The following is a 14,841-nucleotide window of genomic DNA, read 5'->3' on the forward strand; positions in this document are numbered from 1 at the left end:
GTTAGCGGACGATGCTCGGCTTTCCAGGGCCAGAAACAGCCGGGTTCGGGGTCTTGCCTGCTGCGGACCGCGCAAGCGCCTGGGTAATCTCGAGGAAGCCCATGCGCACTTCAAACAGGGCGCTATCGAGAAGGCGTTCCTCCGAGGTCGTCAGATTTCCTTTGGTTTTTTCAGCCAGGATGTTGAGCATATCGATGCTCTGGCGTGCGCCCATCAGATCGACCTGGGGCTGCTGGCCCTCGGGGGTGGCTCCGCCAAGCTGAACGATGGTCGTCATGTAGATGGATTGGACGAGTGTCTCGAAGTTCATCGCGGGAGGATGGTCTGCTCCCGGGTTGGCAGCCCGAATCGCCGTGTCAAGGCGCTCGGAGGTAGCCTCATAAGCGGCGCGGGCCTGTCCAGCCTGCTCGGCAGTGGGTCCGACAGGCAGTTCTTCGTCTAGATCGCCCTCTTCTGTAATCGGAATCTCGGCCTCGGTCTCGAGGGCGGATGAGACTTCAACAGGACTCGTTGTCTGTGCCGTCTCGCGCTCGTCAGTCTCCGGGGAAGGATCAGCATCGGGCCGCGGCTCGCCATCAAGGTTGAATTTTCGACGATCGGTAACGACAAACGGTTTGTTTTGCTCGGACATGATTAGTCTCTCTTTGGGGAATCAGATGCTTGGGACGGTGATTCGGTCTCCGTCGCGAAAAAAGGGGATGAAAACGGATATGCCACTCCGCCCGCATACTGAAGTGGCTCACGGCGATCAAGTGCCTCGCGACGCACGTAGCCAAGTGCAAATTGAAGATTGGATCCCGCGGAGTTGGAGAGCGGAAGAGCAGTGACGCTGGTTAGCTCGCCCGCCTGCTTGCCGGCAGACTCGAGAATCGCGCCGGCCTGGGGAAGCGTTCCTTCCAGGCGGAAAGCGCTGAAGGTTCGATGAACATTACCGCGAGACCGTATGCGTTCGACGATCTCCTGACCCAGGTAGCATCCCTTGTTGAAGTGCAGGGCGCGCGTCTGATTGGTCTCTTGAGGCAGGTCGCGATCGCGAATATCAGTGCCATAGAGCGGCGTTCCCTCAAGGATGCGAAGCCACTCGAGGACAGCAGAATCACAGGGAATGGCACCCACGCTTTCGAGCGTCTGTCGCAGGGCGTGGGCATCCTCTTCTTTATCCGTCCACAGCTCATAATGGGGAACAACGGGGCCGTGGGCACGGAGGAGGGTGACGGTAGTGGACTTCCACGGGTACACACGCGTCTCAAGCTCATTGAGCGAGTCCGTGGACAGGTCGATCTGTGCGAGAAGCGATGATGCCTCGGGGCCAATGAGAGTAAATCCGTGGCGCGTGTTGCTGATATCGGCCAACTCGACGTCATCCATGATGATGTAGTGGTCGAGATAAGGGATCAGTGTGGCGACCTGCCGGCGATTGGTCTCGATGCGGAGCTCATCCGGCAGGGCAAAAATTATGCCATCGGCCTGGATGCGTCCCTGTGCGTTCAGGAAGAAGTTATAGGCGCCAGCGCCTGGAGCGAGGTCCTGCACAGAATTGGTCGCCATGCCGTTGAGCCAGCGAACCCGATCCGATCCGCTAACGCGAATCCAGCCAGTCTCTTCGAGAGCGGCAATGCACGCCTTCTGCAGGAGTCCATTAAGCTGCGGATGAGGGCTGGAGGGCCGGACGTCGTGTACTTCTGAGGAGGGCGTATTGGAGGTGGCTGCCAGTGTCATAGGCGTCATCGCGCGACGGCGCGAGGGAACTCTGCGTACACTTGATTATAGCGGTCGGATCGAGAGGCGGGTTTGCAGCGAAGGATAGTCGAGGCGAGGTTCGGGCGGATACGGGTTTGGATTGCGGGAGCGCTCCTGCTAACGAGCTGCAACATAGCCGCTTGGACCCAGGCCCCGGGACAGGACAGCGGCGATGAGAACAAGCCGCATGCTCCCATGACAAAGGACCAGGCGAAGGAGCTGTTTCGCTCGGTCGATCAGATTTTGAACTTCGTCAGTTCGGATACGAAGCTTCCCATTGAGCACAGCGTAAAACGCAAGCTGATCTCCCGCGAAGAAGTTAACAAGTACCTGAAAAAGAAGTTCGATGAGGACGAAAGTACCCGAAGGATGGAGCGCTCGGAGCTGGTGCTGAAGAAGTTCGGCCTTCTGGACCGGGACTTCCATTTGCGCCCGTTTCTGCTGTCACTGTTGACAGAGCAGATCGCGGGATTTTACGACAACAAATCCAAGACGGTGAACTTGCTTGACTGGATCGAGCCGGACGAGCAGAAACCCGTTCTGGCTCACGAGTTGACCCATGCATTGCAGGATCAGAAGGTAGACCTCACGAAATGGTCGGATGTAAGCCTGGAAGGAGTCTCCCATAACGTGCAGGAAGACAACCGTCACCTGCAGGTCGATGAGGCAGACACGGCACGCGAGGCTGTCGCCGAAGGACAGGCGATGGCAACGTTCATCGACTATACGCTGCAGCCCTCCGGCAAGACGCTGGCCGATGCACCGGCTGAGATGATGACGCGCCTGAAAGGCCTGGTAGGAGACACGACGGGATCGCCCATATTGGCGCGAGCTCCCCTGTTGCTGCAGGAGTCGCTTCTGTTTCCCTACAGCGATGGCCTGAATTTTGAGCATGCCGTGCTGGTGAAGGGCGGTAAAGACGCAGCCTTCGCTGGAGTGCTCGCAAACCCGCCCTCTTCAAGCTTTGAAATCCTGCACCCGGAGCAGTACATGGCGCATGCTCCGGTTCCCGTTCTCCGAATGCCGGATATTCATCCGCTCATCGACGCCGAGTGGGAGCCCTACGATCTTGGTGTGATGGGCGAGCTGGATGTGAGAATCCTGGCGGAGCTCTTCGGCGGGCGCGAGCTTGCCGAGGGCCTCGCTCCGGCATGGAATGGCGGCATTTACTATGCTGCGCAGCGCAAGGCGGCGACACCCGCTATCAAGCAAACCACGGCTTCGCTCGGGTTGTTTTATTACTCGCGGTGGAAGAATTCTGACTCCGCAAGCACCTTCCTGCGAATTTATGGCGCACAGCTCGCCAGGAAATATTCGGGCGTAGTGCGGCGTCAAAAAGATGAGGCAGGAGACAACGAGCAGGTCTACTCGACCAGCGAAGGAGATGCCTTGCTGTCGATCTCTGATTCCAGCGTCTTCGTGAGCGAAGGATTTGATCTTGCAACGGCTCGCAAGCTTCGGGACAGCATCGCGGAGGTGCAGGCGAAGGGCCCCGTGCGCATGGCTCAGGCAGGTACTGAGCCTGCTCTATCCCTATCGCACCTGCTCCGGTCTTATGGCATGGTAAGTCCGTCCATGTTCGGACGGTATACTTCCGAAGGGCGTTCCACACTCAACCCAGCGCATTGAAATAGGAGACAGGCACTTTGAAGAAGGCAGAGATTGGAATCATTGGCGGCAGTGGTCTTTATGCCATGCCGGGGCTGACGGATGTACACGAGGAAAAGGTGACGACTCCGTTTGGAGATCCGTCAGACGTCTTCGTTCTGGGAGAGCTGGAGGGGCGCAAAGTTGCATTTCTGGCCCGGCACGGGCGCGGGCATCGCCTGTTGCCCACCGAGCTGAATTTCCGTGCCAACATCTATGCAATGAAGGTGCTGGGAGTCGAACGCATCCTCTCGGTGTCGGCTGTCGGCTCTCTCAAGGAAGAGCACAAGCCCACGGATTTCGTGATGCCCGACCAGTTTATCGACCGCACCTTTGCTCGAAAATCGACTTTTTTCGGAGAAGGCATTGTGGCGCACGTCGCCTTTGGGGATCCGGTCTGCTCCACGGTCTCGACAGCCTTCCAGAAGGCCTGCGATGCGGTCGGTGTAGTCGGAAAGAGCGGCGGCACATATGTGTGCATGGAAGGGCCGCAGTTTTCGACGCGAGCGGAGTCGAACCTGTATCGCAGCTGGGGCGCCGATGTGATCGGAATGACGAACCTGCAGGAAGCCAAGCTGGCCCGCGAGGCCGAGATCTGCTACGCAACCATGGCGATGGTTACGGACTACGATTGCTGGCGCGAGGGGCACGACGATGTAACCGTCGACCAGATCGTTGCCGTGATGCATCAAAATTCTTCGAACGCCGAAAAGGTGGTTCGCGCAGCGGTAGCAGCGATGCCGAAGGAAAAGACCTGCGCGTGCGGCGATGCACTGAAGTATGCGATCCTCACCGATCGCAAAACGATTCCCACTGAGACTCGGCAGAAGCTAGCTTTGCTGCTCGACAAATATCTATAAGTACTCCAACCTCGCATCGAGCATATAGAAAGAGGATTAATGTCCATACTCGTCGTAGGATCGGTAGCGTTCGACAGCATTCAGACCCCCAGCGGTTCGGTGGAAAACTGCCTGGGTGGCGCGGCGACGCATTTCGCTCTGGCCGCTAGCTACTTCACGGACGTTCGCGTCATTGCGGTCGTCGGCAAAGACTTCACCGAAGAGCACGAGGCGGTATTTACCCGCCGCAAGATTGATACCCAGGGCCTCGAGCATGCGGATGGCCTGAGCTTTCATTGGACCGGATCGTATGTGAACAACCTGAATGAGGCACAGACGCTCGGCACCGACCTCAACGTCTTTCAGACCTTCGAGCCCAAGATCCCCGAGGCCTATAAAGATAGCGACTTCCTCTTCCTCGCGAACATCGACCCCGTTCTCCAGGCTCGCGTACGCAGCCAGATGAATAACGTGCGCATGGTTTGCGGTGACACCATGAACTACTGGATTGCAGATCACGCGGCGAATCTCGCGAAGGTCCTGCGTGAGCTCGATGTGCTGCTGATCAACGATGGAGAGGCGCGCATGCTGGCTGGAGATCGCAACCTCGTTGGAGCCGCGAACAAGGTTCTGGCGATGGGGCCGAAGACCTTGATCGTCAAGCACGGTGAGTATGGCGCGACCGCCTTCTTTGGAGATCGATCGTTCGGGTCAGGGACGCGTGCGTTGCATCCCTTCCGCGCACCTGCGCTCCCCCTGGCTGAGGTGGTCGATCCGACCGGCGCCGGTGATTCTTTTGCAGGTGGCTTCTATGGATACCTTGCCTCCCAGCCGGAGCTGACGCCTGAAGCCTTCCGAACGGCGATGTTTTACGGAGGCGTGATGGGTTCCTTCGCCGTGGAGCGATTCGGCACCGAACGGCTGCAGAATGCGACTCGCGAAGAGATTGATGAGCGGTTCAGGCTTTTCAAGGAGATCTCGCATCTTGAGTACGCGAGCTCATAGGCGAAGGCTGCGCGGTGAGACGGTCGAGCGCCCTGCGCCGCTTAGCTTCGAGGTACGTCCATCGAAGCGCGAAGAGGCAATGCCAGTCGCAATAGCCGCGGTAGCATTCTCTTTCATTGCCCTGATTGTCTGTATGGGGCGCAATTATCTTCTACTCTACGGCGATGCGGTGGCCCATCTTGGCATCGCACGCCGCATTCTTGACACTCGGAATCCCGGACTGATTCAGCTTGGGGGCGTGTGGCTCCCGCTGCCTCATCTGTTGATGCTCCCATTCGTCCAGAAGATGGAGTGGTGGCAGAACGGACTAGCGGGAGCGTGGCCCTCGTTGTTCTGTTACGTCTTGAGCGTGACAGGCCTTTATCGTCTGGCGCGGCGATTGATGGCGCCGCAGTGGGCTTTGGTTGCCACAGCTTTCTACGGCCTGAATCCTAATCTTCTTTACCTGTCGACCACGGCGATGACGGAGCCGTTGTTTCTTGCCATTGTCATCTGGACAACGCTGCTGGCGATGGAGTGCGCAGCAGCTATACGCGACGCTCGCATTCCCGCGGTCAACGGACGATTGATCGGCCTCGGCGTACTGATTCTTGCCGCCGTTTTAACCCGCTACGATGGCTGGATCTTCGGAGCGGCGGTGTGGTGTGTCCTGGCTTGGAAGATCTTTCGAGCAGATAAGGTTCGACCTCGCGTCACCGCCTCTTTTGCGCTTTTCACCCTTCTTGCTGTCGCTGGACCGATCGCGTGGCTTGTTTATAACCAGCACTTCTTTCATGATCCTCTCGATTTCATGCGGGGACCGTACTCGGCTTTAGCGATCGAACGACGTACATCGGGCTCAGGTTCGCCTCATCCCGGTTGGCATAATCCCTTTTGGGCCGCGGTGCTTTATCTGCGGACGTCACAACTGGACGCAGCGGCCTGGGAGACGGGCTTTGTCGTCACTGCCATGGCAGTCGCTGGGCTTGTCCTGGCGGTTCGTCGGCGGCTCGATCCGGTTTCGACGCTGGTCTGGATTCCGCTCCCTTTCTACATCTATTCCATCGCCTACGGATCGATTCCGATCTTCATTCCGCCTCTGTTTCCGCATTCGTATTACAACTCCCGCTATGGCATGGAGATGCTGCCTGCATTGGCAATCTTCGCCTCTATCGCAGCCGGATGGCTGCAACAGCGCTGGTCCTCCTCGCAGCCGCTACTGGTGCGGCTGATGCCGCCGGTCGCTCTGTTTCTGGTCGCAATCAACACCATTGCAATGACGTACCGGGTTCCACTGGTCCTCAAGGAGGCAATGATGAATTCAACGACGCGCATTGCCTTTGAGCAGGCGATTGCGAACGAGCTGAAGACCTTTCCGCCGGGCGTTCCGATTTTGATGTACAACTCTGACCACGTGGGGGCGCTGCAACGAGCGGGCATACCCCTCAAACAGACCATCAGCGAGACGGATTACGATACCTGGAAAGTTGCACTCGCTGACCCGGCAAAGCATGCAGCCTATGTCATCGCGATTGCGGGTGACCCTGTCTCGTCGGCAGTAACAGCTCACCCGGACGGACTGACGGAGTTGGTCGTATTATGCACGACCGGGCAGCCATGCATGCGAGTCTATCGTTCTTCGCACTTCTGACACGCCTTATCTTGAGATCTGGACGGCGCAAGGTGCTACCATCTCTCGCAGAACCCAGATGCTTGTTCCCCAGTTTCATTTCAGTCAGATCGATCAGGAACTGCTGTCGACAGGCACGGCTGCACGGCTGCTGACGGCCTGTCTGCTCGGCGCGGCGATCGGCATAGAGCGCGAGCGGCGTCACAAGGCAGCGGGGCTGAGAACGAATCTCTTACTGTGTCTGGGATGCGCTTTCTTCACCATGCTTTCCGCAGTGCTTGCCGGAGACGGCAATCCGGACAAAGGCCGCGTAGCTTCGAATATCGTGCAGGGCATTGGCTTTCTCGGGGCCGGAATTATTCTGCATACCCGGGATCGCGTGATGGGTTTAACCAGCGCAGCTACCGTGTTTGCTGTTGCTTCGATTGGAATGGCCTGCGGAGCTGGTCTGTATATCGAGGCTTTGCTGGCGACGCTGATTACGCTCTTTGCCTTGGCCTTCGTCGGTTACATTGAATCGAAGGCAGGCTGGAAACGTATCACCATGCTCTATGAAGTGCGTGGCACCGATCGCAAGGCGATGTATATCGGTGTGCTCAGTGTTCTCGATCGAATGGGGATACGACTCGATGTTCTCGAACACGACAGTGTGGAGGGGTTCGAACGAATGACATTCTCTGTCCCGGCAAGCCGAAGCCTCCACGTGGAGCTGATCCGTGATCTTCGCAGCAGCGGGAAAGCCGAAGAGGTTGTGGTCTTCCGCGATCCTGAGGAAGAATAAGGATAACGATGATCCCCTTTGTGAAAGCTCATGCATGCGGCAATGATTTTCTAATTCTTGAAGAGACGGTTGCAGCGCGGCAGCATGCCGCATTGGCACGAAAGCTCTGCAGTCGCAACACCAGTGTCGGCGCTGACGGCATCGAGTTCCTGGAGCGCAGGCCGAACGGTGAGTTCTTTCTCCGGCTATTCAACGCCGATGGAAGCGAAGCGGAGTTGTCTGGCAATGGAACCCGTTGCGTAGCTGCCTGGCTGGCGAGCTCAGAGGGAATCGATGAGGTCGTCCTCGGGACACACGGCGGACCGAGAAGCTGTCGAATTGTTGAAGACGCGGATCCGCTCTACCTGATTGAGAGCGAGATGGGAGTTCCGCGTGTCATGGAGCGCACGATCGAGCTTCCCGGCGTCGGCCATGTAGCCGGAGCGATGGTGAATGTGGGAAATCCCCACTTCGTAATCTTTGTCGACTCTGAAGACTTCAGCGCGTATGGACTCTCCTGGCAAACGTTGGGAGGACAGATCAGCGTGAGCCCGCTGTTTCCGCATGGAACCAATGTGGAGTTTGTGAAGGTTCTCTCTGCAGACGAGATCGCGTTTCGGATCTTCGAACGAGGCTGCGGGCCGACGACCTCCTCGGGCACAGGAACTTGCGCGTCTTCAGCGGCTGCGATGGCGCTACGCAATGTCAATCGCGAACTGAAGGCCGTGGCCGAAGGTGGTGCACAGCGCACAGTATGGTTGGCAGGCAGCCAGGGGATGCAGCTGACGGGTCCTGCCGAGGTCATTTGCCGTGGAGAGGTGGCAGGGCTGTGAGTTCCTCGGGCCGCATTTGGATTAAGCCGCGGGCGCTGCGTCCCGGCGCGATGCTGGGTGTGATCTCACCTGCGAGCACGCCAAAGAGAGAGCTGGTGGAACGCGGCCTGGCCGAGCTGGAGGCGGCGGGATACCGTACCCGACTCGGCAAATATGTATTTGGCGGCGGTCCGCTCTACTACGCGGGAACTCTGGCTGAGCGGCTTGAGGATATGCATGCGGCCTTCACCGACGACAGCGTGGATGGAATCATCTGCACGCGCGGAGGATGGGGCTCGGCTGAGCTTCTGCCTTATCTGGATGTGGATCTGATCCGTTCCAATCCGAAGGCGTTTATTGGGTATAGCGATCACAGCTCGCTGCATAGCTGGTTTCAGAATGAGGCGAACCTGACGACCTTTTATGCTCCGATGGTCGCAGCCGACTTTGCCCGCGACGGCGGTGTCGACCAGACGAGCTGGCGCAATACCTTTGAAGGTGCAAGCGAATGGTCGCTGGGTGCGTCGGACGGTCTGCGCGTGCTGCAACCGGGCACCGGCGAGGGCAGGTTGCTGGGCGGCTGCATCTCGATCCTTGCGGAAGGCCTTGGAACGCCGTTCGCCCCGCAGCTTCGAGGGAGCGTGCTTTTTCTTGAAGATATCGGAACGAGGCCGTATCAGTGGGACAGGATGCTGCTTCATCTCCGTTATTCAGGCAGGCTTGAAGATGTTCGCGGCATCGTCTTCGGCGATATGGCTCAGTGCGTGGGATCTGACGAACAGAATCTGCTGGAGCAGGCGATCCTGCACGGTCTGCGGGGGTTTGAAGGACCGGTTGCGATCGGACTGCGGTGTGGTCATGTAGATGGTGCAAACAGGACGCTTCCGCTGGGAGTCTCTGTGCGGCTCGATCTCGAGGATGAGAAGAATCCGCGGCTAAGCTTCCTCGAGGCCGCGGTTTCGGGTTAGTCTTTCTGAGGCGCAATGCAAAAACACATCTACCTCATAGGAATCTGCGGCACGGCGATGGCTTCGCTTGCCGGAATGTTGAAGCAGCAAGGTCATGAGGTGACCGGCTCGGACGCGGCTGCCTACCCGCCGATGAGCGATCTGCTGCGTGAGCTGGGCATTCCTGTGCACGAGCCTTATGCGGAGCGAAACCTCGATCGTCGACCCGATCTTGTGATCGTGGGCAATGCGATCTCGCGCGGAAACGTGGAGCTGGAGCGCGTGATGGATGAACGAATTCCGTTCTGCTCCATGGCCTCTGTGCTGCATCACGAATTTCTTGCAACCCGCGAACCCCTGGTGGTTACGGGAACGCACGGCAAGACGACGACGACGAGCATGCTCGCGTGGATCTACCAACGGGCTTCGCTACAAGATCCGGAGCTCGCGCCTTCGTTTTTGATCGGCGGCGTGCCGGAAAACTTTGGAACGAGCTTCATGGTTCGTCCGACGAAGCCCTTCATCCTCGAGGGCGATGAGTACGATACGGCTTTCTTCGACAAGGGGCCGAAGTTTCTCCACTATTTTCCGGCCGCCGCGATCCTCACCCATGTCGAGTTCGATCATGCCGACATTTATGCCGATCTGGACGCTGTGAAGACGGCGTTCAAGCGGTTCGTGAACCTGGTGCCGCGGCGCGGCCGCGTGGTGGCTTACGACGGCAGCGAGAACGTCACCGAATGTGTTGCGAAGGCGTTCTGCGCGGTGGAGCGTTATGGATTCCACGAGGACTCGTGCTGGAGAATCTCCGATCTGCGCCACGATGGTCCGTTGACACGATGGACCTTGTCGCGCGGCGGCGAATTCTTCGCGGAGCTTAGCCTGCCGATGGCGGGCGAACACAATGCCCTGAATGCGACTGCTGCTGCGGCGCTGGCGGCGGGGCAGGGCGTTCCGGTCGAGGCGATCGTAGAGGCCTTGCGGACGTTCCACAGCGTGAAGCGCAGGCTCGAGGTCAAGGCGGTCGCAGAGGGCGTCACCATCATCGATGACTTTGCGCATCATCCGACGGCGATCCGCGAGACGCTGCGTGCGCTGCGGGAGAGTCATCCGGGGCAGCGGCTGATTGCGGTGCTGGAGCCGCGATCCAATACCCTGCGGAGAAATGTCTTCGAAGGCGCGCTTATCGAGAACCTTGCGCTGGCGGACCGGGTGGTGCTGGCCGGAGTCTTCAAGTCGGAGAGTATTCCGGCGGCTGAGAGACTCGATCCTGAGCGGGTGGTTCGTGGGCTGGTGGAGCGTGGCGTTCCCGCCGCGGTCTATCAGGATGCCGATGCGATCGTGGCGGCACTGGTTCCCGAGGTTCGTAACGGCGATATCGTCGCGATTCTTTCCAACGGCGGTTTCGGAGGGATCTACCAGAAGTTGCCGCGGGCAATCACCGAGGCTGCGGTGGCGGACCGGATGGCAGTCAAGTTTGGGTAAGCCCCCTACTGATTTTTGACAAAGTCTTGATTTCAGGGTGTTTAGGTGCGGACTTGTTGTTCAAAGTATTGAGTCTAAACAGCTTAATTTTCAAATTATTGTAAATAAACAGCTTATTGGGCAGCTCTATGCTCTTCCGTGCTAAGGATTCTGTTCTTCCCAGAGGATCCGAGAGGTCGGGCCTGGAATGGGAGAGTCTTCCTCTGCGGGACTTGTGTTTCCTGATCGTTGCCTGTTTCGGCCGATCTTTGAGGTCCATGCGTCCTTAGTTAAATTTTAACCAACTCACCGGAACTAATCGGCAGGTATTGCCCGTTTATTTTGTGTGTCTTATAAGGTTTATGGCTTGACAGGGCTGGCGAGGATGCCTGTGAGCGGGAGAGCGTGAGATATTCTGCGAAGTGGAATGTTTGCGACTCTGAAGCTGTTGTTTGTCTATCTGACCCTGGGGGTTCCGGCCGGGGTTATTGGGATTCCTTATTCGCTGCTGGTTGGTAACGTCAAACGGCTGTATCGCATTGCAATGTGGATTGCCAACGCTGGGGTTCGGGCGGCGGGGATCCGGATTGAGGTGACGGGGCTGGAGAATGTTCCGGTGGGAAGGCCGTGCATCTTCATGTGCAACCACGTGTCGAACCTTGACCCGCCAGTCGTGCTGCCGATGCTTCCAGGGCAGAGCTCGGTGTTTCTGAAAAAGGAGCTGATGAGCATTCCCATCCTCGGGCGCGCGATGCGGATGGGGAGGTTCATCCCGGTGGAGCGGGGAGGGAGGCGAGATGCGGCGCAGGCGAGTGTGACGGCAGCGGGGAAGGCGCTTGGCGATGGGCTAAATATCCTGGTCTTCCCGGAAGGGACGCGATCGCGGGATGGCCGGCTGTCCGTGTTCAAGAAGGGGCCATTCTTTCTGGCGATGGAGACGCAGGCTCCGGTGGTTCCGGTGGCGATCTCGGGGACCGAGAGGATGATGCGGAAGGGGAGTGCTGCGATTACGCCGGGGGTGGCGAGGGTGCGGCTTCTGCCAGCGATCGAGCCGAAAGATTTCGAGACGAGAGAAGACCTGTTGCGGGCGGTCCGGGAAGAGATTGCGGAGGCACTGCCGGAAGAGATGAAGCCTTGGGATGGGTGAGTGGGTACTTCAGGCATTCTTTCTTTGTTAGTGGCACCCCGATTCGGCTTGCTCGATAACAGATAGAATCCGTTGCCCAGAGAAAACAGGCAACAGCAAGAACAAAGGCCAATACAGGGATCTCTCCGCTGCGCCGCGCGATGAAGCTGCGCGTCTCCGGTCGAGATGACGTGAGTGGCTGAGTTATGTGGTGTGCGATGAAGCTGTGCGCCTTTGGTCAAGATGACGTTTGTTGTTGTTTTGAGCAGGTTAAAGATTCCGAGATGAGTCTGCTTTAGCCGCGATGATGGTTGCGACGAAAAATGGGCACCCGATTCTGCAGGTGGATCAGCAGTGCAGTTGGACCCAGAGGGATTGTGGAGAGACGAAGGTCGCTCCGCCCTGCCATTCGACGTTGCGGGTGAGTTGAGCGGTTGTGAAGCGAGATAGCAGGGGAACGGTGATCGCGACGGCGATCATGCGGAGCAGGCCTGCTCCTACGCAAGCGTGGGGGCCCATGCCAAAGGCGAGGTGGGTAGCGCCGCGGCGGGTGAGGTCGATCCTTTCCGGGTGAGGGAAGGATTCAGGGTCTCGGTTGCCGGAGTTCAGGCGAAGAAGGATGCGCTGTCCTTTGCGAATCTGAGTACCGTTGACGCTCATATCTATGGTCGCCAGTCTGGTGAGAATGCGGGTGAAGCCGGAGTAGCGTATCAGCTCTTCCATCGCCTGTTCCGTCCACTCTGGATGAAGATGGAGGCGTCGCCATTTGCGCGGGCGCTGCAGCAGGGCGAACCACGCGTTGCCGAGAAGTGCAGGCATGGTTTGTGTAAGAGCGACGAATCCGGAGCTGCGCAGGCTTTCCGGTCCAGGCGGAAAGAAGGGTCGGAGTTGAGCGGTCGCAGATTTTGCCGGAGTGCGGAGGCTGGTGTCATAGGGATCCGCAGCGAAGGCGGAGCTGGCGCGCGCGTATTTACAGAGCTCCGATGGTTTATCGTGCCGGAGGTGCGTAACGGTGGAGGCGAGAGAGAGACAGAGAGGACAAACGTATTCGCCAAGCAGATCTACCGATTTGCCTTCGGGAAGAGACTGGACGAGTTGTTCGGAGTGGCGGACCAGTTGATCCTTCCAGAGGCGCAGGTCGGAAGCTGAAAGAGCGGCAAGGGTCTCGGCGCGCATCTCCTGGTTCTCTTCGCCGCCATGCTTTGCCGAAGTGTCTGCCTTCGTGAGGGATGCAGGAATTAGAGAAGGGTTTCGAAGCGCAGAGACGATATCGGAGTAACGGCTGAAGACCCAGGCTTTGAGGGTTGTGTCGAAATAAGGAGGCTCGGCGAGCTGAGAGGCAGAAGAATCCGGTCGATCGTGACTCCACAGTGCTTGCGACGGAATTTCAGTCGAAGCGGTCATAACAGGGTCAGTATAGAGGGCCTGCGAGCCGGAAGTTGTCAGGCGATTGTATCTCTGGTTCCGCCAATACCCCACCTTAGCCGCGATCAAGCTGTGGCGAAGATGGGGCACCCGGTTGGGTAGCCTAGAGAAAACAGGCAACAGCAGGAACAAAGGCTAAATACGGGGGTCTTTCCGCTCCGCCGCGCGATGAAACCTGCGCGTCTCCGGTCGAGATGACGTTTTTAGTTTTTTTAACAGGTTTGAAGATGAGATCAGGGTTTCCATTCCAGGCGGTCTCCTGGAAGGAGGACGATATGGCTTATCGAGTCCCAAGTTCTGGGGAACTTCACCTCAGCGTAGCCTCCGTCGACCAAGGGGCGAATCAACGATGCGGTCTGGAGCGCCCGATCTGTGGCAGCGTTGCGGCCGCCTGAGGTTGAGGAAGCTATCTCGATCACGTACCCCATCGGTGTGCCGAAGGGCTGGGGCTCTGTCCTGCTGTTGATCCGAACGGAAGACAGCAGACTTACGGCGGTCTGATTTCCGAAGGAGATGCAGTCCAAGGCGGCCTGGGAGTCGGGACATCTGGTGCGTCCGTTTTCTTCGACCCTGCGGGTCGCCTCGTCGAGGTCGTGGATGCTGCTCGCACCGAGGAGGATGGCGATCGGTTCCTCTCTGGCATCGCCGATGGACTGGAGGAAGAGCCTGAGCAGGGGATGGGGTTTGAAGCGGGCCGAGAGATCGAAGAGGAGATTTGCGTCTGCTGCGAGAGATCTTGCAGCTCGCCGATTGGCGGTGTGGGAGAGAAGAAGCTCGACGCCGATGCTGGAGGGTGCGGTCACGCGATAGTCGGCCTCGAGAGAGCCTTTGTAGTTTGCTCGCGCGGTCGAGGTTGCGTTTTGGATGAGAGGCCGCTCGATCCTGATCAGCATGCCGGGAGCGAGATCGACGAATCCGCTTCCGCCGAAGGAGTAGGAGAAGAAGGCTGCTTCATTCGCGGGTAAGGGAATGGTTTCGGCGATCCTGCGACGCATGCTGTAGAAGGTTTCCTTGCGGGGAAAGCAGGATTGGTGTTCAACCTCCAGAAGATCGCTAAGGAAATGGTTCCACTCGGCGTGCATGTCGAGATTGCCTGCACGCCTCTGCCAGCCCTGGGCGCTGAGGCTTTTGATGGTCCACTGGTTTGACTTATTGCCGGGGCTGAGGGAGAAGACGGAGCCCTGGATGACGCAAGGATGGATTGGGCGGTCGGCAGGTCGTTTGCCGCCTGGAAGGGTGAGGGTGCTGGTCTGGAAGTCCTGATCGCTTGCCTGGGTAGAGAGGGACGGCACGAGCAGAGAGTAGCCGGAGTTTTCCTCGAGTGTGTAGGTCCCGCCGAGCGCGGGAGCGCGATGGACGCAACCGTTGTAGAGGAGAAGGGACGGGAGGAAAGCGAGAAGGGCTACGGTTGAGGACGTTCGCAGATAAGACAAGGTTCAATTCGTCTTTCGAGAGCAAGGTGTTGTG

The 14,841-nt window shown here is 58.4% G+C and carries 13 protein-coding genes; 9 read left to right on the forward strand and 4 right to left on the reverse strand.

Going from position 1 to position 14,841, the window contains the following annotated elements:
- Position 1: 1 nt before the first annotated feature.
- Positions 2-631, reverse strand: a complete 630-nt coding sequence (locus AC5S26_RS15500) for a DUF1844 domain-containing protein (RefSeq protein ID WP_494185809.1) — start codon at positions 629-631, stop codon at positions 2-4.
- 2 nt (positions 632-633) lie between these two features.
- Positions 634-1,719: a CAF17-like 4Fe-4S cluster assembly/insertion protein YgfZ gene (ygfZ, locus tag AC5S26_RS15505; protein ID WP_494185810.1), complete on the reverse strand. Its 1,086-nt coding sequence runs from the start codon at positions 1,717-1,719 to the stop codon at positions 634-636.
- Positions 1,720-1,791: 72 nt separating this feature from the next.
- On the opposite strand from ygfZ, the gene AC5S26_RS15510 reads away from it, so the two are divergent.
- The 9 genes from AC5S26_RS15510 (at position 1,792) to AC5S26_RS15550 (ending at position 11,970) form a co-directional block, all read left to right on the forward strand.
- Complete coding sequence (locus tag AC5S26_RS15510; protein ID WP_494185811.1) at positions 1,792-3,369, forward strand: hypothetical protein; 1,578 nt, start codon at positions 1,792-1,794, stop codon at positions 3,367-3,369.
- A gap of 17 nt (positions 3,370-3,386) precedes the next feature.
- Positions 3,387-4,247: an S-methyl-5'-thioadenosine phosphorylase gene (gene mtnP, locus AC5S26_RS15515; RefSeq protein ID WP_494185812.1), complete on the forward strand. Its 861-nt coding sequence runs from the start codon at positions 3,387-3,389 to the stop codon at positions 4,245-4,247.
- Positions 4,248-4,286: 39 nt separating this feature from the next.
- Positions 4,287-5,231 (forward strand): PfkB family carbohydrate kinase, encoded by a 945-nt coding sequence (locus tag AC5S26_RS15520; protein ID WP_494185813.1) that lies wholly within the window; start codon positions 4,287-4,289, stop codon positions 5,229-5,231.
- Positions 5,212-6,861, forward strand: coding sequence for an ArnT family glycosyltransferase (locus tag AC5S26_RS15525; RefSeq protein WP_494185814.1), 1,650 nt, complete (start codon positions 5,212-5,214; stop codon positions 6,859-6,861). The genes AC5S26_RS15520 and AC5S26_RS15525 overlap by 20 nt, the downstream gene beginning before the upstream one ends.
- A gap of 58 nt (positions 6,862-6,919) precedes the next feature.
- Positions 6,920-7,621: an MgtC/SapB family protein gene (locus AC5S26_RS15530; RefSeq protein ID WP_494185815.1), complete on the forward strand. Its 702-nt coding sequence runs from the start codon at positions 6,920-6,922 to the stop codon at positions 7,619-7,621.
- Positions 7,622-7,629: 8 nt separating this feature from the next.
- Positions 7,630-8,433 carry a diaminopimelate epimerase gene (gene dapF / locus AC5S26_RS15535; RefSeq protein ID WP_494185816.1) on the forward strand — a complete coding sequence of 268 codons (804 nt, stop codon included), beginning with the start codon at positions 7,630-7,632 and terminating at the stop codon, positions 8,431-8,433.
- Entirely contained in the window at positions 8,430-9,380 is a 951-nt protein-coding gene (locus AC5S26_RS15540; RefSeq protein ID WP_494185817.1) for a S66 peptidase family protein, read from the forward strand. The genes dapF and AC5S26_RS15540 overlap by 4 nt, the downstream gene beginning before the upstream one ends.
- A gap of 15 nt (positions 9,381-9,395) precedes the next feature.
- Positions 9,396-10,844 (forward strand): UDP-N-acetylmuramate:L-alanyl-gamma-D-glutamyl-meso-diaminopimelate ligase, encoded by a 1,449-nt coding sequence (gene mpl, locus AC5S26_RS15545; RefSeq protein ID WP_494185818.1) that lies wholly within the window; start codon positions 9,396-9,398, stop codon positions 10,842-10,844.
- Between the two features lie 406 nt (positions 10,845-11,250).
- Complete coding sequence (locus AC5S26_RS15550; protein WP_494185819.1) at positions 11,251-11,970, forward strand: lysophospholipid acyltransferase family protein; 720 nt, start codon at positions 11,251-11,253, stop codon at positions 11,968-11,970.
- A gap of 327 nt (positions 11,971-12,297) precedes the next feature.
- Here the strand turns inward: AC5S26_RS15550 and AC5S26_RS15555 are convergent, their stop codons facing one another.
- Complete coding sequence (locus tag AC5S26_RS15555) at positions 12,298-13,353, reverse strand: cytochrome P450 (protein WP_494185820.1); 1,056 nt, start codon at positions 13,351-13,353, stop codon at positions 12,298-12,300.
- A 254-nt stretch (positions 13,354-13,607) separates the two neighbouring features.
- Positions 13,608-14,807, reverse strand: a complete 1,200-nt coding sequence (locus AC5S26_RS15560; RefSeq protein ID WP_494185821.1) for a hypothetical protein — start codon at positions 14,805-14,807, stop codon at positions 13,608-13,610.
- Positions 14,808-14,841: the final 34 nt, after the last annotated feature.

The sequence above is a fragment of the Edaphobacter sp. FHG110511_03 genome, from assembly GCF_059115365.1.

What these genes read in the sequence shown, in the direction of transcription:
- AC5S26_RS15500 (WP_494185809.1), bottom strand. Translation starts at nt 631, where the DNA reads ATGTCCGAGCAAAACAAACCGTTTGTCGTTACCGATCGTCGAAAATTC.
- ygfZ (WP_494185810.1), bottom strand. Translation starts at nt 1,719, where the DNA reads ATGACACTGGCAGCCACCTCCAATACGCCCTCCTCAGAAGTACACGAC.
- AC5S26_RS15520 (WP_494185813.1), top strand. Translation starts at nt 4,287, where the DNA reads ATGTCCATACTCGTCGTAGGATCGGTAGCGTTCGACAGCATTCAGACC.
- AC5S26_RS15530 (WP_494185815.1), top strand. Translation starts at nt 6,920, where the DNA reads ATGCTTGTTCCCCAGTTTCATTTCAGTCAGATCGATCAGGAACTGCTG.
- dapF (WP_494185816.1), top strand. Translation starts at nt 7,630, where the DNA reads ATGATCCCCTTTGTGAAAGCTCATGCATGCGGCAATGATTTTCTAATT.
- mpl (WP_494185818.1), top strand. Translation starts at nt 9,396, where the DNA reads ATGCAAAAACACATCTACCTCATAGGAATCTGCGGCACGGCGATGGCT.
- AC5S26_RS15550 (WP_494185819.1), top strand. Translation starts at nt 11,251, where the DNA reads ATGTTTGCGACTCTGAAGCTGTTGTTTGTCTATCTGACCCTGGGGGTT.
- AC5S26_RS15555 (WP_494185820.1), bottom strand. Translation starts at nt 13,353, where the DNA reads ATGACCGCTTCGACTGAAATTCCGTCGCAAGCACTGTGGAGTCACGAT.